The organism is Patescibacteria group bacterium (assembly GCA_041661625.1).
GTDB lineage: Bacteria > Patescibacteriota > Patescibacteriia > JAHIZJ01 > JAHIZJ01 > JBAZUB01.
Map to the genome: position 1 here is coordinate 674695 of JBAZUB010000001.1, position 22492 is coordinate 697186.

The 22492-nt window shown below is 49.3% G+C and carries 24 protein-coding genes and 1 tRNA gene; 9 read left to right on the forward strand and 16 right to left on the reverse strand.

Annotated elements, in window-relative coordinates; all coding sequences use genetic code 11:
* Positions 1–2: 2 nt before the first annotated feature.
* Positions 3–869 (reverse strand): SPFH domain-containing protein, encoded by an 867-nt coding sequence (locus WC734_03415; protein ID MFA6198171.1) that lies wholly within the window; start codon positions 867–869, stop codon positions 3–5.
* Between the two features lie 142 nt (positions 870–1011).
* Here WC734_03415 and WC734_03420 point away from each other — a divergent pair.
* From WC734_03420 to tsaD, 3 genes are all read left to right on the forward strand, one after another.
* Positions 1012–1083 (forward strand) — tRNA-Glu (locus WC734_03420).
* A 446-nt stretch (positions 1084–1529) separates the two neighbouring features.
* Positions 1530–2321, forward strand: a complete 792-nt coding sequence (locus WC734_03425; GenBank protein MFA6198172.1) for a hypothetical protein — start codon at positions 1530–1532, stop codon at positions 2319–2321.
* A gap of 73 nt (positions 2322–2394) precedes the next feature.
* Entirely contained in the window at positions 2395–3387 is a 993-nt protein-coding gene (gene tsaD / locus WC734_03430; GenBank protein ID MFA6198173.1) for a tRNA (adenosine(37)-N6)-threonylcarbamoyltransferase complex transferase subunit TsaD, read from the forward strand.
* A 147-nt stretch (positions 3388–3534) separates the two neighbouring features.
* Here tsaD and WC734_03435 read toward each other — a convergent pair whose 3' ends face one another.
* Together WC734_03435 and WC734_03440 are read right to left on the reverse strand one after the other, a co-directional pair.
* On the reverse strand, positions 3535–3939 hold the full coding sequence (locus WC734_03435; GenBank protein MFA6198174.1) for a response regulator: 405 nt from the start codon (positions 3937–3939) through the stop codon (positions 3535–3537).
* 129 nt (positions 3940–4068) lie between these two features.
* Positions 4069–4344: a hypothetical protein gene (locus tag WC734_03440; protein MFA6198175.1), complete on the reverse strand. Its 276-nt coding sequence runs from the start codon at positions 4342–4344 to the stop codon at positions 4069–4071.
* A 182-nt stretch (positions 4345–4526) separates the two neighbouring features.
* On the opposite strand from WC734_03440, the gene WC734_03445 reads away from it, so the two are divergent.
* Positions 4527–6890, forward strand: coding sequence for a valine--tRNA ligase (locus WC734_03445; protein MFA6198176.1), 2364 nt, complete (start codon positions 4527–4529; stop codon positions 6888–6890).
* A 4-nt stretch (positions 6891–6894) separates the two neighbouring features.
* Positions 6895–8127 carry a hypothetical protein gene (locus WC734_03450; protein MFA6198177.1) on the forward strand — a complete coding sequence of 411 codons (1233 nt, stop codon included), beginning with the start codon at positions 6895–6897 and terminating at the stop codon, positions 8125–8127.
* 300 nt (positions 8128–8427) lie between these two features.
* On the opposite strand, the gene WC734_03455 is transcribed toward WC734_03450, so the two are convergent.
* Both WC734_03455 and WC734_03460 read right to left on the reverse strand, forming a co-directional pair.
* Entirely contained in the window at positions 8428–10152 is a 1725-nt protein-coding gene (locus tag WC734_03455; protein MFA6198178.1) for a GspE/PulE family protein, read from the reverse strand.
* A 67-nt stretch (positions 10153–10219) separates the two neighbouring features.
* Positions 10220–11353: a hypothetical protein gene (locus tag WC734_03460; GenBank protein ID MFA6198179.1), complete on the reverse strand. Its 1134-nt coding sequence runs from the start codon at positions 11351–11353 to the stop codon at positions 10220–10222.
* A 101-nt stretch (positions 11354–11454) separates the two neighbouring features.
* Here WC734_03460 and tsaE point away from each other — a divergent pair, with 101 nt between their 5' ends.
* Entirely contained in the window at positions 11455–11880 is a 426-nt protein-coding gene (tsaE, locus tag WC734_03465; protein ID MFA6198180.1) for a tRNA (adenosine(37)-N6)-threonylcarbamoyltransferase complex ATPase subunit type 1 TsaE, read from the forward strand.
* Positions 11881–11955: 75 nt separating this feature from the next.
* Here tsaE and WC734_03470 read toward each other — a convergent pair whose 3' ends face one another.
* Genes WC734_03470 through rpmH form a run of 5 tightly spaced genes read right to left on the reverse strand, consistent with a single transcriptional unit; the run spans position 11956 to position 13752 of the window.
* Entirely contained in the window at positions 11956–12249 is a 294-nt protein-coding gene (locus WC734_03470) for a PRC-barrel domain-containing protein (GenBank protein ID MFA6198181.1), read from the reverse strand.
* Positions 12221–13000, reverse strand: coding sequence for a YidC/Oxa1 family membrane protein insertase (locus WC734_03475; protein MFA6198182.1), 780 nt, complete (start codon positions 12998–13000; stop codon positions 12221–12223). The genes WC734_03470 and WC734_03475 overlap by 29 nt, the downstream gene beginning before the upstream one ends.
* Positions 13001–13010: 10 nt before the next feature.
* Complete coding sequence (yidD, locus tag WC734_03480) at positions 13011–13256, reverse strand: membrane protein insertion efficiency factor YidD (protein ID MFA6198183.1); 246 nt, start codon at positions 13254–13256, stop codon at positions 13011–13013.
* A 4-nt stretch (positions 13257–13260) separates the two neighbouring features.
* Entirely contained in the window at positions 13261–13602 is a 342-nt protein-coding gene (rnpA, locus tag WC734_03485; protein ID MFA6198184.1) for a ribonuclease P protein component, read from the reverse strand.
* A gap of 12 nt (positions 13603–13614) precedes the next feature.
* Entirely contained in the window at positions 13615–13752 is a 138-nt protein-coding gene (gene rpmH, locus WC734_03490; GenBank protein ID MFA6198185.1) for a 50S ribosomal protein L34, read from the reverse strand.
* Positions 13753–13928: 176 nt separating this feature from the next.
* Here rpmH and dnaA point away from each other — a divergent pair, with 176 nt between their 5' ends.
* The 3 genes from dnaA (at position 13929) to WC734_03505 (ending at position 16953) form a co-directional block, all read left to right on the forward strand.
* The gene (dnaA, locus tag WC734_03495) at positions 13929–15320 is read left to right on the forward strand and encodes a chromosomal replication initiator protein DnaA (protein MFA6198186.1); all 1392 of its coding nucleotides are present in this window, start codon (positions 13929–13931) and stop codon (positions 15318–15320) included.
* A gap of 234 nt (positions 15321–15554) precedes the next feature.
* Positions 15555–16658, forward strand: coding sequence for a DNA polymerase III subunit beta (dnaN, locus tag WC734_03500; GenBank protein MFA6198187.1), 1104 nt, complete (start codon positions 15555–15557; stop codon positions 16656–16658).
* Between the two features lies 1 nt (position 16659).
* Positions 16660–16953: a DciA family protein gene (locus tag WC734_03505; protein MFA6198188.1), complete on the forward strand. Its 294-nt coding sequence runs from the start codon at positions 16660–16662 to the stop codon at positions 16951–16953.
* Positions 16954–17534: 581 nt separating this feature from the next.
* On the opposite strand, the gene WC734_03510 is transcribed toward WC734_03505, so the two are convergent.
* From WC734_03510 to WC734_03535, 6 genes are all read right to left on the reverse strand, one after another.
* A complete protein-coding gene (locus WC734_03510; protein MFA6198189.1) occupies positions 17535–17783 on the reverse strand; it encodes a hypothetical protein in 249 nt (82 codons plus the stop codon).
* 107 nt (positions 17784–17890) lie between these two features.
* Positions 17891–18364 carry an SET domain-containing methyltransferase gene (locus tag WC734_03515; protein ID MFA6198190.1) on the reverse strand — a complete coding sequence of 158 codons (474 nt, stop codon included), beginning with the start codon at positions 18362–18364 and terminating at the stop codon, positions 17891–17893.
* Between the two features lie 190 nt (positions 18365–18554).
* Positions 18555–20249 carry a hypothetical protein gene (locus WC734_03520; protein MFA6198191.1) on the reverse strand — a complete coding sequence of 565 codons (1695 nt, stop codon included), beginning with the start codon at positions 20247–20249 and terminating at the stop codon, positions 18555–18557.
* Positions 20250–20370: 121 nt separating this feature from the next.
* Complete coding sequence (locus WC734_03525) at positions 20371–21129, reverse strand: ROK family protein (protein MFA6198192.1); 759 nt, start codon at positions 21127–21129, stop codon at positions 20371–20373.
* 326 nt (positions 21130–21455) lie between these two features.
* Complete coding sequence (locus WC734_03530; GenBank protein MFA6198193.1) at positions 21456–21974, reverse strand: NUDIX hydrolase; 519 nt, start codon at positions 21972–21974, stop codon at positions 21456–21458.
* Positions 21975–22116: 142 nt separating this feature from the next.
* Positions 22117–22492, reverse strand: a 376-nt coding sequence (locus tag WC734_03535; protein MFA6198194.1) for a hypothetical protein, incomplete at its 5' end; no start/stop codon positions are given.

Sequence of the window (22492 nt, forward strand, 5' to 3'; positions counted from 1 at the left end):
AGCTATTGATACAGCGTACCCGCGTTAACCACCGGCTGGGCGTCGCGATCGCTGGTTAGCACTACCAGCAGATTGCTGACCATGGTAGCCTTGCGTTCTTCGTCGAGCGTGACAATGTGATCTTTTTCCAGTTTCTCCAGCGCCATCTGTACCATGCTGACCGCGCCTTCCACGATCTGCTGTCGCGCGGCAATAATCGCGCCGGCCTGTTGGCGCCGCAACATGGCGCCGGCGATTTCGGGTGCGTATGCCAGATGGCTGATCCTGGCTTCAATGACTTCGACGCCGGCCTTGGCTAGCCGTTCGTGAATCTCCCCGCGCAATTTATCCGCCACATCCGACGTGTTGCCTCGCAATGATATCACCCCTTCGACGTGGGTATCATATGGGTAAGTGGTTGCCAGATTACGCACCGCCGCTTCGCTTTGGACATGTACGTAATTTTCAAAGTTGTCGACATTGAATACCGCCTCGGCCGTATCAACGACCTTCCAAACCACAATCGCGGCGATCTCAATCGGATTGCCATCGTGATCATTGACCTTCAGCTTGCTGCTTTCGAAGTTCCTGATGCGCAGCATCACCCGCCGCCGGGTGGTAAATGGATTGGTCCACCAAAAACCGTCCTCGATTACCGAGCCGACATAGCGGCCGAATAGCTGCACCACCACGCCCTCGTTGGGATTGACGACGAAGAATCCGGCGAAGGAGCCGCACGTGGCAATTGCTATCACCACTGAAACCACCCCCAACCAGCCCGCGCCCATCTGTTCGGCTCCATATAGCCCAAATCCACACAGAACCAAAAGGACAATAAACAGCCCGACCGTGCCCAGGCCATGCGAATGAAAAGCATTGCGTTCCTTGATCATCGTTTTGAAGTTAATATCATAATGATATCATTATATCCAAATGCTTGATTCTGTCAAGTTACACAATTGACACACCGGTGATCATCCGTTATAATTGAGCGGAATTATTCGAAGTTTGTAGTATTTTTCATTTTCACTTGGCCCTATCGTCTAACGGTTAGGACACCGGCTTTTCAAGCCGATAATCGGGGTTCGATTCCCCGTGGGGCTAAATAGCATCTTGAGTTATTTGATAGTGTGATAAGTATATAGGCTTGACTGGAATCGAAGGGCAGGAGCGACCCAGTACCGAAGCGAAGCGCCTGGTACTAGGGAGCGCTCGCCGAACTACCAGTGGCAGGTCGGCGCTGCCCCGGACGCGATTCACCGTGCCTGCGCGACGAAGTGCCGTCGCTACGGTACGTAGGCCTGCCTCCGCCGAAGCGGTTACGCGCAGGCAGGCGTGGGGCTACCAGTAACTAATGAGTTTCCATGGGCACGCAATGATAAGATTGCGAATTTGTGTTACCTATCAATAACCAATCTAATGTTATGATAGTATTCGGGTAGGGTTAAGTATTGATTTATTCCAATAAATGTGCTATACTTTAATAGTTAGACAAAGCGTCGGTCGCAATTTAGTGCCAGCAAATATTAAAATCAAATAATATTACTAGCATGAAATCAAAACCAGCCGCAATTTGGGTAATTGCTCTTTTTGTCGTGTTTGGCGCCACCATGACCGCGCAAGCCGCCGGCAAAGTGAACCTGCTGGAAGCCGTCGACAGCAAGCTCGACAAACTAACCGTACTGAAAGGCTTGATCGTGAATGGCGTCACCCAGTTCAATGGCACCATGTTGAATTCATCCAAAACCAAGGGCGTGGACAATCCGGTCGCGATCGGGGACAACCTCCGGGTTGACGGTGAAATTTTTCGCGGCATCAAAGCCGGCGCAGACACGAAGCCGGTGAAAATTAACGACTCCCTTCAGGTCACCGGCAAAGTCGAGGCGGCGAGCTTCGTTCAAACTTCTGGTGACTCATTATCACATCACAAAGTATACGAGGGGACCATCGATACCAGTGCCGTGGGTGATTTTTCCAAAACAGTCAGCACGTATGCCAGCACTTATTGCACCCTGACCTACGTCTATCAATGGAAATCAATTGCCGTCCCGGAGATCACCATTGCCCATATGCCTTCGGTGGATATATATACTGACCTTAGCGGGACATCGCTGTCCGGCACGGCGGCTAATTACCCCGATGGCGTAAACAGCTGGGTGAAGACGGGCGCGATATCGCCATTTTCGGGCAGTCAATCTTTTGCCGAAGGAAAAGCCAACATTGCCTATGCGCTGGATGTTGTGCGCACCAATTGCGTGCCCAATAGTACTCCGACTGAAGTTGATGGCACCACCCGTAATCCCGTGGTCGGCGGCAACTACAAGGTAGTGCTAGACTATTAGGACATAATCATAGTCAACGAACCGGGCGGCGATCACCCTCGCCTGGTTTTTGTTTTACTGATACAATACGGACATGAAAATCCTCGGCATCGAGACATCTTGCGACGACACTTCCGTTAGTTTGATTGCGGTGGCCAACCACCGATTAAAAATATTGGCCGAGGTGGTGTCGTCTCAAATCAAAACCCACGCCATGTATGGCGGAGTAGTGCCAGAAGTAGCGGCGCGTATGCATATTGAGAATATTATTCCGGTACTGCGTTCGGTATTGCCAAAAAATCCGGAGAAATACATTGATCGAATCTCCGTGACGCGCGGCCCCGGTTTGGTGACATCGCTGCTGATCGGCGTTGAGACCGCCAAGTCTCTGGCGTTGGCCTGGCAAAAACCAATCGTTCCGGTCAACCACATCGAAGGACACATGTTGGCCTGTTGGCTGGGCAACAAAGCTATCAAACTACCCGCCGTGGCGCTGATCGTTTCCGGCGGACATACAGAAATTATATTAATGAAAGATTTTGGGCAATACAAACTAATCGGTCAGACTCAAGACGACGCGGCTGGTGAAGCGTTTGATAAAGTGGCCAAGTTGTTGAAGCTCGGCTATCCGGGCGGGCCCATCATTCAAAAATTGGCTGAATCTGGCAACCCTAAAGCTTTCGACCTGCCCCGGCCCATGCTGGATCGTAAGAATTTTGATTTTAGTTTTGCAGGTTTGAAGACGGCCGTGTTGTATCTCTATCAAAAGGGTGTGGTACCGAAATCAAAGATAAACGATCTGTGCGCGTCATTTCAACAAGCCGCGATTGATGTGTTAGTCGCTAAGACGATCGTAGCCGCCCGTAAATACAAAGTGAAGACCATACTGCTAGGCGGCGGCGTCGCGGCTAATCAACCACTACGCGACTCTTTGAGTAAAGAGGCAAGACGACACGGCCTGGCGTTTGCCGCACCGTCGCTGCTCCATTGCGCCGACAACGCCACCATGATCGCACTGGCCGGATACTATGGCCAACCCAAACCCTGGTCGCGCATCAAGGCCGATCCGAATTGGGAGTTGGTATAAAGTTTGAGAATGTATAAAATTCCACGTAGGTGGGGATGCCTGCCCGCCATCGCTTCGCTCAGGCGCAGCAGGCGGGGCCATCCTCGCCTACGGTATTGCATATAAAAAGTGTGGCGGGACAGAATGTCTCGCCACTTGTTCGTGTTGTCACTGGCCGGTCAGACTCGCCAGCCTTCGCCGATCGAGCAGATCGCGAATCTTCTCCAATAGCCGGCTCGGACTGAACGGTTTGACTACGTAGTCGTCTGCGCCCATCTCCAAGCCAGTCTCCCGATCAATCGGCCGTCCCTTGGACGAAAGCACGATGACCGGCATCTGGCGTATCCATTCTTCCGCGTCCGCCCGAATCCGCCGCAACACCTCATAGCCATCCATCTTGGGCATCATGATGTCCAGCACCACCAGGTCGGGACGATCTTGTTCGATACGCCGCAATGCCTCCTCGCCGTCATCAGCCGACAGCACGTCGTATCCCTCCATGGTGAGAGTGAACTCCAAGATGTGAACGACGTAGATCTCGTCGTCAGCTACCAAGATTCGTTTCCGTTCCATGTTTCCCCCATACATCTGGATCGAATCTGCCTCGCCACCAAATTGTGTTTATACTATTTTATTACTTTTGTCAATACCCATAAAAAGAAAAGCAGCCGGCTCGTGGGCTGGCTGCTGGTTGTGTTCTCTTTAGTCGTTACGCCAGACGTTCGTGAGCGTTCCCAGCTTGCGCAGTGACTGCGCCAGGTCGTCACGAAACATAGTCGGCGCGTACTCGGTCGTCCCAGCAAATCCGACGTAGGCGACGTAGTCCCGGTAGCCGAAGTAACCCTCGGCGACATCAACATTACTTCTACACCAGTACACCTCCCTGTCTCCGAAGGCCCGGTCCACCAACTCACTCCGCTGTGAGCTAGCCAACATCTCCCGGGCAACCTCGATCGGCATCATCGGCTTGTCGGCCATCCTATATCCCTCCTTGCTCGCGCAGGAGAGATACGTGACGACCATCGTCAAACAAATCTCCTGCAAAGAATAGTGACGCGCCCAACTTAGCACCATATCCGATTTTTGTCAAGGCGCCCGGTTGACCAAACCGCCTATTTTCATTACACTTAGCGTAGTTTATTACTGATTTATTGTTTGTCATGGCACCAGAACTACCTAAAGCATACGAGCCGAAAAATACCGAGGATCGGATTTACCAAACCTGGGATAAGTCTGGATATTTTAACCCCGATCAACTACCCGGTGACCGTCCTGAAGCTTTTTCCATCGCTATGCCGCCACCCAACGCCACCGGCATCTTGCACATCGGCCACGCGGTCATGGTGGCGCTGGAAGATATTATGACCCGATTCGAACGCATGCGAGGCAAACGCACTCTGTGGCTGCCCGGCACCGACCACGCCGCCATCGCCACCCAGAACGTCGTGGAAAAGGAGTTGAAAGACGAAGGCAAAACCAAACACGACTTGGGTCGCGTAGAGTTTTTGAATCGAGTCGACACCTTCGTGTCATCTAAACGCGGTCAGATCAAAGAGCAGATTACCCGCCTGGGAGCCAGCTGTGATTGGAGCCGGGAACGTTTTACTCTCGATCCCGGGATGACTTTGTCCGTAAATGAAACTTTTAAACTATTATACGAAGATGGTTTGATCTATCGCGGTATGCGCGTGGTTAATTGGTGTCCCCGTTGTCAGTCCACCTTAGCCGATGACGAGATTGAATACAAAGAGCAAAACACCAAGCTCTATACGTTCAAATACGACCAGAGTTTTCCGATCGCCATTTCCACCACCCGACCCGAAACGAAGTTTGGCGATACCGGCGTGGCCGTGAATCAATCCGACGAGCGCTATCAAAAATATATCGGCCAATCATTTGAGATCGACCTAGACGGCGTGAAGCGCACCATCAAGATCGTGGCCGACCGGGCGGTCGATCCAAAGTTTGGCACGGGCGCGCTGGGCGTAACACCGGCCCACTCGGCCATCGACGAAGCCATCGCACAACGCGAACATCTACCATCGACCAAAGTGATAGATGAAAACGCTCAGATGACATCTGAAGCTGGCGGGGAGTACACCGGCCTATACGTAAAACAGGCTCGAAAAAAACTGGTGGAACATTTGCGTACCCAGGGCTTATTAGAGAAAGAAGAAGACATCGCCCACAACCTGTCTATCTGCTATCGGTGTAGCACACCAATCGAACCACTCCCATCCCGCCAGTGGTTTGTAGCGGTAGATAGGCCAACCCAAAGACTGGATGGTAAAACACTTAAACAACGTGCTCTGGAAGTGGTGGATAAAAACGAGATCGCCTTTGTTCCAGAAAGATACACAAAAGTCTATCGGCAATGGATGGAAAACCTGCACGACTGGTGCATTTCACGACAGATTTGGTATGGGCACAACATTCCCGTCTGGTATTGTGAGACATGTCACGATGATCCAAAAAAGGTTGCGGCTGGAAAATACTACTGGCTCGTTACCGGCCAGATACCGGAGAAGTGCCCAAGCTGTGGCAGCAACGACATTCATCAGGATCACGACACGCTTGATACTTGGTTTTCGTCTGCACTTTGGACTTTTTCTACGTTGGGCTGGCCCAAAAAAACCAAAGATCTAAAAACTTTCCACCCGACGTCGGTGATGGAAACCGGCCATGATATTATTTTCTTCTGGGTGGCTCGAATGATATTGATGTCTGCCTATCTGGTTAACCAGATTCCTTTCGAAACTGTCTACCTACACGGCTTGATACGCGACACCAAAGGCCGCAAGATGTCCAAGTCGCTAGGCAACGGCATTGACCCGCTTGAGATGGCGGACAAGTACGGCGCCGACGCGGTACGATTGAGCTTGGTGATCGGCACCACACCCGGCAATGACCAAAAGCTCGACGAGCAAAAAATCGCCAGCTATCGTAACTATGTGAATAAGGTTTGGAATGTCGGCCGCTTCATCGCCATGCAAAGCGAGGGGAAAGATGTTAGCGAACCGAAGGTTGTCACTCTGGCCGACCAATGGATCATCAGCCGTACGCAACAACTGGTAAACGATATTACTTCGCGTTTAGAAAAGTTTGAGTTCTCCCAAGCCGGCGAAAAGATCTATGACTTCGCCTGGCACGAATTGGCCGACTGGTATTTAGAGATTACTAAAATTGAAGGCAATGTGGCCTTAGCGCGCGACGTTTTCAAAACCGTGCTTATACTACTGCACCCCTTCATGCCCTTTGTGACTGAAGAGCTCTGGGCGCTATTGAAGTGTGGCGATTCTCAATTGATCATCGAGCCGTGGCCGGTGGTTGAATCCAGCGCGACCAGCGAATCGACCGAAAAAGAATTCACTGCCTTGCAAAACACGGTGATCGAATACCGGCGCCAGCGCCAGGAACGTAACATTCCGGCTGGCCAGCCGATGGAGGTGACCAAACCAAAGGATTTACCGGATGAACAGATCGCCATCATTGAACGTTTGAGTAGAGTCAAAATCACCGAATAATACTATGTCCTATCGTAACCCTGAACAGGCATATATTCAAGAACACACCAGACACGAAGCACCGCTAAGCTCAAGAGAAGAAGCGGTTGTTGGCTTACTTTCCCGACGGCGACTGGCCGAACGGCGTCCGGAACGCCTACCGACGGGTGAATTGCTTGGGGTCAGATCACCCAAATCAGACCCATACACAAGTGAAGAGATTTCTAGAGACATGCGCTGGTTGGCTAGTGATAAGCAAAACAGACGGGATGAGAAATCTGAACGGGCACATCTATTAGAAAGTATCACCGTGACTGACGGTTCGTCCTTCGGTTGGTTTGGTAATCCTGAAACTACTCGCATAATTGGCACAACCGAATATGACGACCGCCACAATTTCGTAGACGCGGTGATATCATACCAACGAAAGGATGGGAGTGTAAGCTATTTGGCAATTGACCTAATAGCCGCAAGGTCAGATGCGGAATCTTTATCATCAAAGCGTGTTGCCGACGAAAGAAGGATAATTAACAACGACCCATACTCAGTAAAATATCTCCCCGAAAACGTTGAGGGTGGTCAACCACTCGTTCGACGAATTAATAATCTTCCTCGCGTAGTAGTTGGCATGGACCCATCGTCAATCACCGCGCTTTCTGAGCATTTGTATGCATACTATCATCCCGAGGTGGCTTTACAGGAGCTGCGCGATCGGCTCGGATTGAAAGCGTATCACAAAGACTATCCCCAGAACCCACCGGCGATGAAGGAATACGCCCGCCAACAATTGGCTAACCGTCCCGAAGCCTACGATATCGCCCAAGAAGCCTACGCTCAATTAGGTAGTCAAGCACTTTTGGCCTTCAATGTATTTCTGGACCGCGCTAACAAGTTACTGCACGAAGAGCGTCCCGAACTTGTGCCCTTTGTGGAAAAATTCGCAGTCCTAGAACTGGCTGTAGCCGAATTCCGTGCCCATCTTAACGCCGACCCGGCTGAAGTGGGACGAGAAGAAACCGTGGCCGCGCTACAAAACGCTTACAAACAGCTCGCCGAATACGAAGCACTCGAAAAAGCCACGGGCTATCCGGTTCGCGAGGTTATTCGGCCACTATTACCATTCGTGAAACATTTCGGTAAACTAGCTACCCAAAAACAGACGTTAGCCGATCCGGAAAAAGAAGATCCCACCGTCAAGATTTTGGCTCGACCGTGGGAAAGTGATCAGCTGACGCGTCGCCAGCTGGCGGCCGTTTAGCGGCCTTACGTCTGCGGCGCAGTTCCTCCAAACCGCGCGTTGCCCTGTCACCGATCTCGTCGGCCGTCCTGAGAATGCCTCGGGACACCGGCGCGACACTCGACTGGCGCCTTTTCGTGCCCATGGACGCCTCCGGGTTAGGAGCCAATTGACGTGGCTCAAGACATTATCATAACACGACCTCAATGTCAAGGGTTGGTGCCTTTTCGTGTATCAGAAACAAGCTCCCTTCACGAGAAACGCTAAGCGTTTCGGGAGCCTCCTTAATTCTAAATTCTCAATTATTAATTGTTACTTGTTCTATTCAGCTACCCGGAACACTTCCTCCAATGTCGTTAGTCCGTCCAGCGCTTTGAGAATGCCGTCCTGGACCATCGTAATCATGCCATTCTTAACCGCTGCCTCCTGGATGACATATTCCGACACCTGTCCGCTGAGAATGATTTTTTCCACGTCAGGACTCATCACCATAACTTCGTAGATACCGACCCGACCTTTCAGCCCCAAGTGCTGGCATTTGTCACAGCCGGAGCCGTGGTAGAATTTCAAATTATTTATATCCACCTTATAGCCCGAAGATACCGGAATGGCTTCTAGCTCCTGGCGCACTTTGACCATCTCGTTTTCACTGGGATGGTACTCCGTTTTACAATTAGCACAGATACGCCGGATCAGACGCTGAGCCATGACGGCATTGAGCGCCGGGGCCAGCAGGAACGGCTTAGCGTTGAGTGCGATAAACCGCGGAATGGTGCCGGCGGCACTGTTGGTGTGAACCGTGGACAAGACTAGGTGGCCAGTCAGGGCGGCCTGGATCGCTATCTCGGTCGTTTCGCTGTCTCTGATTTCACCCACCATTACGATATCGGGGTCCTGCCGTAGAATTGCCCGCAGACCCTTGGCAAAAGTGTAATCACGCGCCGAATCGATCTGGCTTTGGCTGATGCCGGCCAGTTTGTATTCGATTGGATCCTCGAGCGTAATAATTTTGCTCTCGGGATCATTGAGATGATTCAGAATCGCGTACAGAGTAGTGGTCTTGCCAGAACCAGTCGGTCCGGTCGTGATAATCATTCCATTAGGGCGCTTTATTTCCTGCTTGAGCTGCTCATAGGCTAGCCCTCGAATACCCAGCTCATCGAAGGCCAGCGCCGTGGCTGACGATCGCAACAGCCGCATTACCACGCTTTCGCCATAGGCCGTCGGCAGAGTGGAAACACGAATGTCGATTTTATCTTTATCCATCGTCACGGTGATCCGGCCGTCCTGCGGTATGGTGTTGACGTTCATTTTCAGTTTGGCCATTAGCTTGATACGGTTGATTACCTTGACCCAACTTTCCTTCGGCAACGTGGCCACTTCAAATAAGACGCCGTCAATGCGAAATCGTACCTGGATATCGTTTTCGTTGGCTTCGATGTGGACGTCAGACGCGCCCGTATTGATGCCGGCCGCCAATATCATGGTAAACACATCCGTGATCGAGGCGGTTTTTACTTTTTTATCAAGCACTTCAAAGTCAACAATCTCCGCCTGATAACGGACGATATCCGCCTGGCTAATTTCCAGCCCGGAGCTGACTACCTTGTGCTTGACTACCCGGGCGTAATTCTTGAGCGCGTATTGAAAACTGTCATCGGAGATAAGATACAGATCCACCCCGCCTTTGAATCGTTCGTTCAGCTCTTCGAGTAGGTTAGCGGTGGTGTTCAGGCTGGGATCGACTATGCCTACCCGCACCCGTTCGTTGCTGATATAGAAAACGATCGCCTTATTTGTATTAGCCGATTCCTCGCTGATAATCGATATGGTGTCCGGGCCGATCGGGTAGCCGCGTAGGCTGATATAGTTCAATTTTAACTCGTCGGCTTTTTGCTTGGTCAGGCGCTCGTGTTCCTTGATGTCGATCTGAACAATCTTCTTCTGGAGTGTTCCGCTGGTATTATCGGAATCCTCTCCGGTGTTGGCCGAGTCCTGCGATTGGCGGATCAAATCCTCGATTGATGTGCTGGTGGGTTGGGTCATACCCGATAAGTATATCAAAATCTAGCCAATAATAAAAATCTGCTCGATTCGGCAGAAATGGTTCGGGCTATTTAATCCGGGGTTGTAGTATATCCAAGACCCGCCGCTCCGCGCCGGCCAAATCAAGTCCGCTGAATTCAATTCGGGTAAAATCCTGCGTCCCTTTCGGACCGTAGTCCCGAAATAGTTCTAGGTCGTTCAGATATGCCGGCGTATGCACCACGCCCCCGATCATACCCTGGGATTTTTCGTAAAGTATAAACACGGCTTTGGCAGCGGGCGTGTTCACTATCAGCTCATCAACCACGCCGGGCAATTCATCGAATTGCGCACCAGACTTGGTAAAATCATCCAGGCTGAGGAGCGACCAGACGATGTCTTGCGACTTGGTGCTGCGCAGCCGCGCCAGCGCCCGCCCCCATAGTTTCAGCGTGGCCAGAGACTTGGTCTGATACAGATTCTTTATTATTTCATCCCGGCGCGCCCCTGACGCGATCAGGTGGCTGGCCACCGCCAAAGATTTGGGCGTCACGCTGGGTGTTTGAAAACTTTTCGTCTTGGATATTATGCCCGCCAGCAGATTGGTGGCAATGTGCTCATCCATCAGGCTGTCCCCGAGTGACTTAATTAACTCAAAAACTATTTCCGAGGTCGAGGCGGCCGTAACGTCAACAATGTTCACTTGGCCGTACTGTTCGTTGGATGGACTGTGATCAACGTTCAACACCGGCGTACGATAAAAAAACTCAGTGTTGTTGTCATACAGCTGGCCGAGAGATTCCAGGTCGGGCGATTCCAGCACCACTACCAAGTCGTAGGTAAAGCTGCCCGCCGACGTGGTCACATCCTTCTCTTCATAATACCCGTTCCGTGGTGTAATATATATCTGAAGCTTGTTGTCTTGAATATCGTAGCTTAGCTCCTCCACCGCCGTTCGGCTGACATCCAGCGCGATGATGAATTTGCGCAAACTGGACAGGTCGGTTCGAATGCCTTCGCTCTTGGGCAAAAACCCGGCGTTGGGTGGCAGCGTGAATTCATTACAGACAATCTTGCTGCGCTTACCCAGTTTCTCCAGCGCCAAAAACAATCCCAGCCCGGACGATATGGCATCAAGCGATGGATTTCTCGGCAGCACAACCAGTGTATTTTGACTGCGACTAATAAATTCTTGGGCTTGTTGAAACGTAGACAACGCCATAGGACGCGCTCTTGTGACAGGGATTAATTACGTGTTGATGGGTTAGCTTACCGCTTGTTTTGTGTCCTTGTCAAGCCCGCTGGCCGGAATAATATTACTTTATGAAATATATCAGCAAATCACTGGCTCAAACTGATAATATTGCCCTTATATTAGCCAAATTACTTAGGGGCGGCGACGTGATTTTTCTGCGTGGCGGGCTAGGCAGCGGCAAGACCGCCCTAATGAAGGGCGTGGCTAAGCACCTTGGTATCCGTGAAACTGTTAAGAGCCCGACCTTTGTGCTGTCCAAACCATATCGTATCTGTCGTCCCGGTCGTTCCCGAGCCAACCGCTTCGTCCACGTTGACGCCTATCGTCTGACTTCTGCCCATGACCTGGCTGGTATCGGCTGGGGTGAAATAGCCGGCCAGAAGCAAACAATCGTGGCGGTGGAAAATCCCGGCCGAATGTTTGGCCGATATCGACCCAACCGCACGGTTCGCTTGCGTATGCTGGCTAGCGGCCATCGCGTGATCGAGTTTTGAACAAATCAGGTTAGCCGTCCAAATCAAATAAGTCCGCGTCTCGCTTGGGCGGTGCTTGTTTATGGCAATAATTAATTAGTGTCCGGCTGGTTGGGTGCTCTTGATTGGCAGGTCGGCGGTGTTTGTGCTGGTCTGCTTCAGCACGGTATCCTCGACCACCAGTTTCTCGCGAGACAGTCTGACCACTTGCTCCGCGCTGACAATCAACTGCCGATCAAATAAACCCGCAATACCGTAATGGGTCTTAATGCTGTATCTTTTGATCCGCTGTTCCAGTTCATCAATTTCAAACGACGTAACATAGCCCAGACGCAGACCGCTCTGGGTATAAACCGGCAGATTAAGCAGGTTTTTGTTCAATAACGTCATTGGACGCGGCTAGTTGACGGCGACGGCGTATAAATAGGTATTGCTGCGCGACCTGGAAGAGCGTCGACACCGCCCAGTACATCGCTAAACCAGACGGCACGCTAGCACCGAATATAAACGTGACGATCGGCATGGTATAAGCCATCTGCCGGCTCATTGATTGAGCCAGGTTTTTGGTACCAGCAGCCGGCGCCTTGCTGGTCTTCATTAACATGCGCGTTTGCCAGAACTGTAGCACGGCTGCGATACCGGCCATGACGTAGTTTTTGGCTTTCAGATCGAGTAGGCCGATAAACATGGTTTTGATCGGCGTGTCGGTAAAAAATCCCCGCAAACCACTATACACATGATTTAACTGATCGGCCGTCAACAGCCCGGTGTCGGTGTGCGTGCGAGCTACAGCGATAAACACTTGATACAGCGCGATTAGTATCGGGAACTGAATTAATACCGGCAAACAGGACGACAGCGGATTTATCTTGTTCTCGCGATAAAACACCAGCAGTTGCCGGCTTAGCTCTTCTTTGTTGTTTTCGTATTTCTTGCGCAGCGCGTCCAGTTTGGGTTGAATCTCTTGCATGGCCTGCTGCGATTTGATCGATGACCAAGACGGAATGAACAACAAAAGCTTCAGCAGTATGGTAACAACGATAATGGAGGTACCCAAATCATGCGGTGGCAGATAATGGTAAACCAATAGCAGCAGATTTAGGATCGGCTCGAATAATATTTTATTAAACAGTTCAATCATGGCTGGATGGTTATTTTACTGGATCAACGCCACCCCGACTAAAGGGATGGCAACGAATTACTCGCCAAATGGCTCGGAATGAACCGACAACTACCCCGTGCTTGTCAATTGTTTGGTAGGCGTATTCGGAACACGTGGGATAAAACCGGCAAAATCCGTCCGGGTGGGCGTGCGCCATGACACCATGATCGGGGGATAGGGTGTTCTGGTATAGTCGTAAACAGGCAAGAATAATCTTTTTGGCTAATATTAGCATATTTTTATACATACAGCCGCGTTTTTTGGAGTAGTTGTTCTATATTATGATTAACTTCATCATAATTGTCAATATTCTGGCCTTTTTTTACAATCAACAGAATATCGCGACCTGTTTTTATTTTGGCTAATCTTAGTCTTATAACTTCACTTATCTGTCGTTTTATTCGGTTTCGATCAACTGCCTTTTTGGAAACCTTTAATGAGACTACGATGCCAAACCTAGTCACCATCAAATCGTTTGGAGCGGCCTTTAAAACAATACTGGGCGAAAACGCGGTCGCCCCTTTGCGGTATACCCTCCGGAAGTCAGCCTCCCGAACCAATCGCTGTTTTCGAGGCAGCATAAAGATAGGCGATTAAGCTGAAATTCGTTGGCGACCCTTCTGACGCCGCCGCCTCAAGACTTTTCGCCCCGCGCTCGTTGACATCCGAGCTCGAAATCCCAGTCGTTTTTGGCGGCGCCGTTTTTTTGGCTGATATGTTCTTTTTGGCATATGATTCTTTTGTATTGTACCAGTAAAAATTCATTCTGGTCAATCTGCGATCGTTCGATCGCGGCTATCCACTATTCGTCCACACCTTATGAACAGTTGGCATAAAAAAACGCGTTTCGTCCACCGGGTTTTTGTGGTATAGTAGTTCTACATTTAGGTTCTAAACAGAATAGTTCATGACCAAGGAACAACTCTGGGAAGCTGTTTTGGGTGAATTGGAGCTCACCTTGAGCAAAGCCAATTTCACCACCTGGTTCAAAAACACATTTATTGCCGATCTCGATGACCAATCGTTGGTGATCGCCGTACCCAACTCTTTCACCAAGACCTGGTTCGAAAACAAGTACAATCCTCAGATTTCAAAGATTATTTTAAAACTCACCAACAACCAGGTGAGCAGTGTTCAATATCGGATCGAGAGTTCTCGCACCCACATGGCCGCACCTAAACAGGCTATGGCTGCTTTGACAAACGACGGTGCCGATATCATCCCAGCTGGAATAATTCAGCCTGAGGCTACCGCGTCAATCGTGGTCAGCAGTGACGGACTCAACCCGCGCTATACTTTTGATAACTTCGTGGTTGGGAAGGGGAATGAGCTGGCTAAGGCGGCCGCCCAAGCGGTAGCCGACAAACTCGGCCTTGTTTACAATCCCTTGTTCATTTATGGCGGCGTCGGTTTGGGCAAAACCCATCTGATGCAAGCGATCGGTCACCAGGTGCTGGCCAAAAGCAAAGGCAAGAAAGTGGTCTATGTCACCTGCGAGCGCTTTACCAGCGAATTTATCCAAGCCATTAGCCGCGGTGACCTGGTTGACTTCAAGGATCGCTTTCGGGGCGTCGACGTATTATTGATCGACGATATTCAGTTCTTGGCCGGCAAGGAAGGCACCCAGGAAGAATTTTTTCACACTTTCAATACTCTGCATCACGCCAACAAACAGATCGTGATCAGTTCCGACCGGCCGCCCAAGGCTATTCCCGCCCTGGAAAATCGCCTGATTTCGCGCTTTGAGTGGGGCATGATTGTTGACATCAGCCAACCTGATTTTGAGACTAGAATGGCCATTTTGGAGCAAAAATGCCAGGAGCGCAACTACCGCCTCGACCCGCCAATCATGCATTTTATTGCCAATAGCGTCCAAAATAACATCCGCGAACTTGAGGGGGCGCTTAATCGCATGATGGCCTACCACGACCTAAACCACACCACGCCCACCCTCGACTCCACCAAGACGCTGCTGGCCAGCCTGACCAGCCGACCTAAGGGCGGTAGCGTAGTACCAAAACAGATTATCAGCACCGTGGCGTCATTTTATGACATTAAAATTGAAGACATCACCGGCGCCAGCCGTAAAAAAGAATTAGTGACTCCGCGCCAGATTATTATGTACCTGCTGCGCGAGGAGCTAGGCTGCTCGTATCCGCTGATCGGCCATGAGCTGGGCGGACGCGATCACACCACCGCCATGCATGCCCACACCAAGATCGGGCTCGAGGTTGAGACGAATGAAAAAATCCAGCAGGACATTACTCTGATCAAACAGCGCCTGTACAACACTGCGTAACTTGTGGACAGCGCGTGGGTAGCTGGTGCGGCAAACGTGAACAATTTTTCGTTCATCGCCAAACATCAGAATCTATACACACGCCACCCACTTAACCGCCTACCTGTTACCAACCGTCTGTGCACCGGCCATTCGCGGAAATCACCAATCGTGTCAGCATCAATCGTTGGCCCGCTCAACTTGTCCACTCCCTTATTATCATCATTCTGTATATATTAACCTAAAGATATAATTATGAAATTCTCTTGCTTGCAAGAAAACTTACACAAAGGTTTAACCCAGGCGGGACACCTGGCCAGCAAGAACGCCTCACTGCCGATATTGAATAACGTTTTGGTATCGTGCGCCAATGGACTAATTACTTTATCGGCCACGAATTTGGAAGTCGGCATCAGCACCGTGATCCGCGGGCGGGTCGAGGAAGACGGGCGCCTGACCGTGCCGGGAAAAACTTTTAGCGATTACGTCAGTCTGGTCAGTGATTCAAAAATCGAGGCCGAGACAATCGGCGTAGATGTCAAAATATCCACCAAGAATGCCCACAGCACGATCAAAGGGCAATCGGCCGATGAATTTCCCCTGATACCAGCGGTAGAAAAAAAGAACCCCTACAGCGTCAAGGTGCGCGATCTCAAGCAGGCCATCGGCCAGATCGTCTATGCGGTCGCCCAAGACGAATCTCGCCCTGAGATTAGCGGGGTTTTTATGCGCGTAGCCGACGGCGCGCTGACGGCAGTGGCCACTGACAGTTATCGTTTGGCCGAGAAAACCATCAAACTAACCAAACCGAATGCGCAATCGGTTGAGGCGATTATTCCCACCCGGACCATCCAAGAGGTCTCGCGGGTGATGAGCGATGAGGCCGACGCGATGGAAATATATTTCAGCGAGAATCAGGTCCTGTTTGTGTGCGAAGGGGTCGAGGTGGTGTCACGCATTATCGAGGGCCGGTACCCCGACTATAAGCAAATCGTGCCGCAGCAGTACAACACCACCGCGACGGTGCGGGCGGACGCGTTTATCAAGGCCGTCAAAGGCGCGGCACTATTTTCCAAGACGGGGATCAATGATATCAATCTGCGCTTTGATGCCGAAGCGGGCAAAATTACCGTCACCTCGGCTAATGCCCAGTTGGGCGAAAACACCACCGAGGTAGACGCCGAGATTTCCGGCCAGCCCAATGAGGTGGTGTTTAATCACCGCTATCTGCTCGACGGCTTGACCAATGCCGTGGGTGCGGAAGTGGTGCTAGAGTTAATCGATGGATCGAATCCTAGTTCCCTGCGCGCCAAAGACAACCGCGACTTTCAGTACATCATAATGCCGATCAAGCAGTAATATGTTTCAACGCATTGGCGGACTATTAACCGGATCGCTGGCGCGCGCCCGAATTACCGATCAGGCCAAGTCAGCGCAGGTAATGGAGACGGTCAGTGAATGGCTGATTGAACAATGGGGCCGCGAGATTGCGGACATTGTCAAACCGCTGTATGTCAAAAAGAAAACACTGATACTGGCCACAGTCAACGCCTCGTTCGCCAGTGAAATCAGATACCGCCAGCGATTATTGTTAGAGCGCATATCACAGAAGCATGGCGCGGGTGTGGTTGAGTCGGTGATGGTAGAGCTATAGGTTAATAAGAATGATTAAGCCACCCGTACAAAAAAGCGGGGCGGTTTTTTTGTGTTTAACAGCATTTCATTACAACTAGCAGTTGACCTTATTTGTGACATATGATAATTTACCCTATCGAACATAACAGCGTTTGGCTGGGATGTTTCGATGCGTGGGACTATCACGAAAGGAGGACGACGGATGCCTCGTACGGCGCAAGAGATCGCGGATGGAGTGCTTGGATGTGTCCCAGAGTCGGCACCTGAGAAGGGTACTCTTCGGCGGCGTTTTCGCAAGATCATGGACCCGGCCATGGTTCCGGATCCCAGATTCTCCGCTCCTGAGGTGAGGGGCTTCCACGATCAGAGGCGGATCGGAGAGATCTGTCGGGTCTGTGCCGAGGTGTTGGGCAACCCCGCCGGAGTCGACTGGAAGGAGCGAATCGTGCAGTACCTGGCGGCCGGCGACCAGCCACCCGCCGATACCCCCTAGAGCGGAACTAGGGGGTTTATTTATTCACAAAGGAACAACACAACATTTGTCGTGCGCCGTTGGTTTAATACCCTATCCGCGCAGTCGCGTGAGACAGCTGCTTCCTTTTATGCATTCTTTAACAGCCGCTCTACCGCACTGCGTATACCGTGGCTTCGAGTAATAAAACTAATATCCCTGTCGCCGCGTCGGACATCGTCAATTTTTCTAATTAGTTCGTCCGCGGTATAGGTTTTTGCTGTGCCTACAACCTCACCCATGCCGCGCAAAATATCGTAAAGGCTCTCAAAAGAGGCGGCGTATTCTATGCCCATTGTTTCATTTTCTCTAGGGTTGGGGAAGTCGATGTTTTCCATGGCGGTGGATTAATTATATCATACAACGTTTGCGTATCATGCGCCGTGGAGCGAAGCGGAATGGCGTATATACCCTGTTGTACGATGTCGGGCAAAGGGGCATATTTCTACACCTCTTGTTTAAATATATTTTTCAAAAAAGGCGAGATAAATTTTTGGATTTCGCTTTTCTGTTCACGAGATAAATATTTGAAACCTTTTATCTTTTTGATACATTTTTTTGAACCGCATCTACACTTAAAGGTGAAATTTCCGCCTTTCAATAAGTCGTATTCTGAAATATTGTAATTAAACGTCACTTCCTCATTTTCTGAAATATTTTTCAATGCTACAAGATTTAATGCTTTCCAGTCAATACAACAGTTTGGATTGCAGGAGTGGTTCAAAAAATCATCATATTTTGCTGTAGATTTCAAAAATTTATCTTCATCTATTTGTAGAGCCTCAGCGTTAGCATGAACGCCATTAGTTATTTGGCCATCAAAATGAAATATGATCTCACCTTTTTTAATCGTCCTTTTGGCAAACAACCCTTTTCCAGTAGGACTCTTTTTTATCTTGATACAATCCGGAATGGTCATAGAAAAACAAGTTTTGTTCAAGAATAAATAGCTGATGCCCCTTTGCCCGTTGTGGCGAGGAGCGAAGCGATTTCGCCACAACGTTTGCGTATCATCTGCGGTCCGCCGGAGCCTCAGCGAAGGAGGATGGCAGATATACGCTGTTATCGGATGTGTTCGTAGAGTGAGTGAGAGTCTAAAGACAGATTATCTACTCCTCATCGTTTTCATTATCATCCTGTGAGTGCTTTTTGCGATACCATTCATTAGCCTTTTTATCGTCAGGGTTCGTAATAAATTTTAATGCCAGTTGGGGATATTTTCTTTTGAGTACTGCTAGGTCGTCTAGGCTGAGCCGCTCGAACAGTATGAATCCCCCAATGTGTTCAGGGAAAGTTAGCCCGTCTATCGTGGTCACACTACTTAAGTTAAGCATCTCTCCAACGTAACGTGGGAGCACCACGCCTTTGAGTGAAGATAGGTTATTAAGAAAACAAGAACCCTCGATTCGCTCGGGAAGCGTCGCGCCTGTTGCCGAAGCGGCTTCAAACAAATAAAAGTCGCCACGAACAAGCTTGGGGAAAACGATCTTCTCGTCGACAGAAGTAAGACTGCCGAGATTCAACGAGTCAACTTCTTCTGGAAGCAGGATGTTTTTGGCGGACTTGGCTTTACCGAGGCTTAAAGTACCCATTCGTTCGGAAAATATGAGGTTGTCAGCGGAGTCGAGTCGGCCGAGATCAACATCACCTTTCATCCGTACAGGAAGAGCCAGGCCTTTAGGAGACTGGAGACTGCTAAGATCAAGGTCGTCTACCTGTCTCGGGAGCGTGATACCCTCCGCAGAGATTAAGCTGCCGAGCTTCAGACGAGAAACGCGGTCGGAAAGAACGAGATCTTGAGCGGATTCGAGGTTGCTCAGTTTCAGTTCATTGACGAACTTCGGGAACGTCGTACGTTCAACAGAGACAAGTTTCCGAAGGTTAAGTAAATACCCGACCTCGTTCGGAAGGACACAATCCTTACACACCTCAAGTCGACTCAAATCACAATTGGCACCTACGTACATTGGGAATGTAACATTTTCTGCTGTCTTCAGTTCGAAGAGAAAAACACTGCCGCCAACATGCTCCGGTAGCTGAACGTTAGAAGCAGAACGAAGACTAGTCATGACGAGGCTATCGCCTATTCGTCTCGGGAATGTGATGCCTTCAGTCGAGGTAAGATTGTTAATATAAAGCGAGCCTGAAACGTGTTCAGGAAGGACAATATCATGCGCAGAGGGCAGCTCGTGCAGATCTAGATTGCCATAGTGAAATAGCATTCCACCGCGTAGTGCCTCTTGCGGGGTCGTACTTATTTTATCTTGTGGTATATCGAGAGCCAGAGAGATGTCCACTTTAATATCCCGATTCTTGATAAGACGTGCAATACGCGCATCTAAGGCTTTCTCGTTCTCGATGGAGCTTTCCACGCGCTCACGCCCAGACCCAGAATCATCCGATTGGGTCTGGATATGATCATCAACCTCATAAAGAAACCTCAGATCTTCAACTGTCAGTTGCTTATTTTTCTTTATCGCAAGTTCAATTGCGGCTAGCCGCCTCAAGTCGGCTTTCCCTTTTTCCGATTGGCGGTCGAGCAATTCTTGGTCGTGGGCCTTGCCACGTGAAGTAGCGCGGCGTGTTTTCGGCTGTGTCTGTTCCTTCACCGCTCGCGAACGATATGGTGTTTCCGGCAGTTTACGTTCCGCGAGAAATTGGAGCTCATCGAGCGTGTCCTCTACCGATGGCAATAAGCCGTCCTTTTGTGCGTTAAGGAATTTTGCTTCCTTCCGGCCCTCGCTCTCCTCTATTTCTTTGGGAGACAGCGGTTCGAACGGTATCTCTGGGTTATTTTCGGTCATAAGGTTGTAACTGGTTATTAAATAGAATTGTGAGAACACTTCCGATAACGTTTGCGTATCATGCGCCTGTACTCGTATGGCGCATATACGCTGTTATAAGATGTATGTTAATTTTTTCATTTTACTGATGGGACTTAATCATAGCAAATCCACCAAATATTCCTATTTGTTCTCCTAATTTGGAGAAGGAAACTTGAGAAGGAAGGTCAGAAAGGATTTTTGAAATGTTGCTTTTTTGCTTATCAACGATACCACCACCGATTACTATTTTTTTCACACTTAATTGATTCGATAATTTTTGGATTGCATTTTTAAACTCCGACAAAACTATATCCCATTCGTTATCGTTAAGTTGTTTGGCTGTTTTGTGAAATCTTGCTTCGATATTTTTGCCGCCAATTTTTTCTTCCCACTCATGTAGGTATTTCCGATCTAGCACCTTCGATGTTTCTTCTGTATTGTCGTACTCCACTAATGCTCCGCCAAGACCAGTCCCCCACACTAAGTAGAGAAATTTATTAGCTTGGTTAGGCCCAAAGTAAGCCTCTCCAAGTGATTGGGCGACTGCGTCATTTTCAATATATACAAAACAGCCAAACCTTTCTTCTAATGTTTTTACTATCGGGCGATTTATCCAGGATGAAAGATTAGTCGAACCAGCAAGCTCATGTCCGTTTTCGCTGATTCTACCAGGCAGGCCAATCCCTATACCTTGAGGGGCGTCGGAAATAATTGTAATGTTTTTAATAATTTCAAAAATTCCATCCCCAAAGTTTTTATAAGTAAGGAAAGTGTTTGGACTAATTAATTTTATTTTCTCTAAGGAGGAACTTCCTGCTATACGTGTATGAGTCCCACCAATATCAATTCCTATAAACATGTAAAGGAAAAATTAACATATTTCTTATAACGGGCCGCGCCTGATGCGACGTGTCCGGAGCCACGCTCTGCGGGGTGACGGGCATGTCCGCATAGGCGCTGTTGTGCGATGTCGCGACTAGCGACGAGCAGAACAGCGACGGCAGGAGCGGCCCGTTGTGGCGAGGAGCGAAGCGATTTCGCCACAACGTTTCGGAGTATGCGACCGTGGTGAAGGAGAGTGGCGGTAAACTTTCGGCGGAGCCGTACCGTCTAAGCGAGAGAACCATGTCGTATACGCCGTGTTGTGCGATGTGCCAAATATTTTCTTGTGATTTTAACGATCTCTTAGAGTAGGCCGGAATGATGTAGCAAGTCTAAAGCATTCACCGTTACCCGTTGTTTGCCACGCTGATACATCGTTTCCGAGAGCTTGATCGCACTGTCATAGTCCAACCATTGATAATCCTCATACTCTGTTTCGCGTATGTGTAAGTCAGAAACATTCGCATCGATTACAATAAAAAAATACTTTTTCCCTTTCATGACCATATCCTTTCCCGCGTCCGTTTTGAATTCATGGTAATCTTTTGTTCCAACGGGAAAGATAACTTGATTTTCGCCGATCAGCGAATGTATCGTTGTGGTACTCATAAACCTTACTCCTAATTCTTCAGCCATTTCCCGCTTGATTGCGGTTTCAATTGTTTCGCGGTTATCAATGCCTCCCTGGGGTAGTTCCCATAACTCATATTTTTCCTTATAGAGAAAAAGAATTTTTTTTGCGTGAAGAAAACAGCCAACAACCTGTGGCCGTATTCCAGCCTGACGCAGACGATCAATCGCTTCTATAGAGGGTAACAGCATAAGAAAATATTTGGTATGGCGTACAACGTTTGCGTATCATGCGCCGTGCGAAGCATGGCGTATATACGCTGTTATATGGTGTGTATGTTTTTCCTTCGTTTAGAAGAGAGTGTGATTTTGTTTAATATCCACAATTGATTGACTAAACAATAAACCCAATCCAATTATTATCTAGCGAAAAATAATTGTAACTTTGTTGTTTGTTGGATATTAAATACCCAACCCACTTATTTGATGCATCAAATACATTGTAAAAATCTTGAACCGCTTTCACACAAAACCCGATGTAGTTATTTGTAAAGTCAAACATAGATAGAATACTATCATTTGCTTTAATGAAGTAGGCCGTCCTCCTTAAGGACAAATCATACAATATTAATCCAGAAAAATTAGGATTCAAGTTTGGATTAATCGTCCGGTTGAGGTTTGGATTAATAGTGCGATTCAAGTTTGGATTAATCGTCCGGTTGAGGTTTGGATTAATAGTGCGATTCAAGTTTGGATTAATCGTCCGGTTG

Bases quoted from the DNA above. Each gene is read 5' to 3' on its own strand.
- dnaA (MFA6198186.1), top strand. From the start codon at position 13,929: ATGACCAAGGAACAACTCTGGGAAGCTGTTTTGGGTGAATTGGAGCTC.
- WC734_03510 (MFA6198189.1), bottom strand. From the start codon at position 17,783: ATGGAAAACATCGACTTCCCCAACCCTAGAGAAAATGAAACAATGGGC.
- WC734_03460 (MFA6198179.1), bottom strand. From the start codon at position 11,353: ATGGCGTTGTCTACGTTTCAACAAGCCCAAGAATTTATTAGTCGCAGT.
- WC734_03515 (MFA6198190.1), bottom strand. From the start codon at position 18,364: ATGACCATTCCGGATTGTATCAAGATAAAAAAGAGTCCTACTGGAAAA.
- WC734_03450 (MFA6198177.1), top strand. From the start codon at position 6,895: ATGTCCTATCGTAACCCTGAACAGGCATATATTCAAGAACACACCAGA.
- WC734_03520 (MFA6198191.1), bottom strand. From the start codon at position 20,249: ATGACCGAAAATAACCCAGAGATACCGTTCGAACCGCTGTCTCCCAAA.
- WC734_03440 (MFA6198175.1), bottom strand. From the start codon at position 4,344: ATGGCCGACAAGCCGATGATGCCGATCGAGGTTGCCCGGGAGATGTTG.
- WC734_03530 (MFA6198193.1), bottom strand. From the start codon at position 21,974: ATGCTGTTACCCTCTATAGAAGCGATTGATCGTCTGCGTCAGGCTGGA.
- WC734_03455 (MFA6198178.1), bottom strand. From the start codon at position 10,152: ATGACCCAACCCACCAGCACATCAATCGAGGATTTGATCCGCCAATCG.
- dnaN (MFA6198187.1), top strand. From the start codon at position 15,555: ATGAAATTCTCTTGCTTGCAAGAAAACTTACACAAAGGTTTAACCCAG.
- tsaE (MFA6198180.1), top strand. From the start codon at position 11,455: ATGAAATATATCAGCAAATCACTGGCTCAAACTGATAATATTGCCCTT.
- WC734_03525 (MFA6198192.1), bottom strand. From the start codon at position 21,129: ATGTTTATAGGAATTGATATTGGTGGGACTCATACACGTATAGCAGGA.
- WC734_03445 (MFA6198176.1), top strand. From the start codon at position 4,527: ATGGCACCAGAACTACCTAAAGCATACGAGCCGAAAAATACCGAGGAT.
- tsaD (MFA6198173.1), top strand. From the start codon at position 2,395: ATGAAAATCCTCGGCATCGAGACATCTTGCGACGACACTTCCGTTAGT.
- rpmH (MFA6198185.1), bottom strand. From the start codon at position 13,752: ATGCCAAAAAGAACATATCAGCCAAAAAAACGGCGCCGCCAAAAACGA.
- WC734_03435 (MFA6198174.1), bottom strand. From the start codon at position 3,939: ATGGAACGGAAACGAATCTTGGTAGCTGACGACGAGATCTACGTCGTT.
- yidD (MFA6198183.1), bottom strand. From the start codon at position 13,256: ATGCTAATATTAGCCAAAAAGATTATTCTTGCCTGTTTACGACTATAC.
- WC734_03475 (MFA6198182.1), bottom strand. From the start codon at position 13,000: ATGATTGAACTGTTTAATAAAATATTATTCGAGCCGATCCTAAATCTG.
- rnpA (MFA6198184.1), bottom strand. From the start codon at position 13,602: ATGCTGCCTCGAAAACAGCGATTGGTTCGGGAGGCTGACTTCCGGAGG.
- WC734_03505 (MFA6198188.1), top strand. From the start codon at position 16,660: ATGTTTCAACGCATTGGCGGACTATTAACCGGATCGCTGGCGCGCGCC.
- WC734_03470 (MFA6198181.1), bottom strand. From the start codon at position 12,249: ATGACGTTATTGAACAAAAACCTGCTTAATCTGCCGGTTTATACCCAG.
- WC734_03425 (MFA6198172.1), top strand. From the start codon at position 1,530: ATGAAATCAAAACCAGCCGCAATTTGGGTAATTGCTCTTTTTGTCGTG.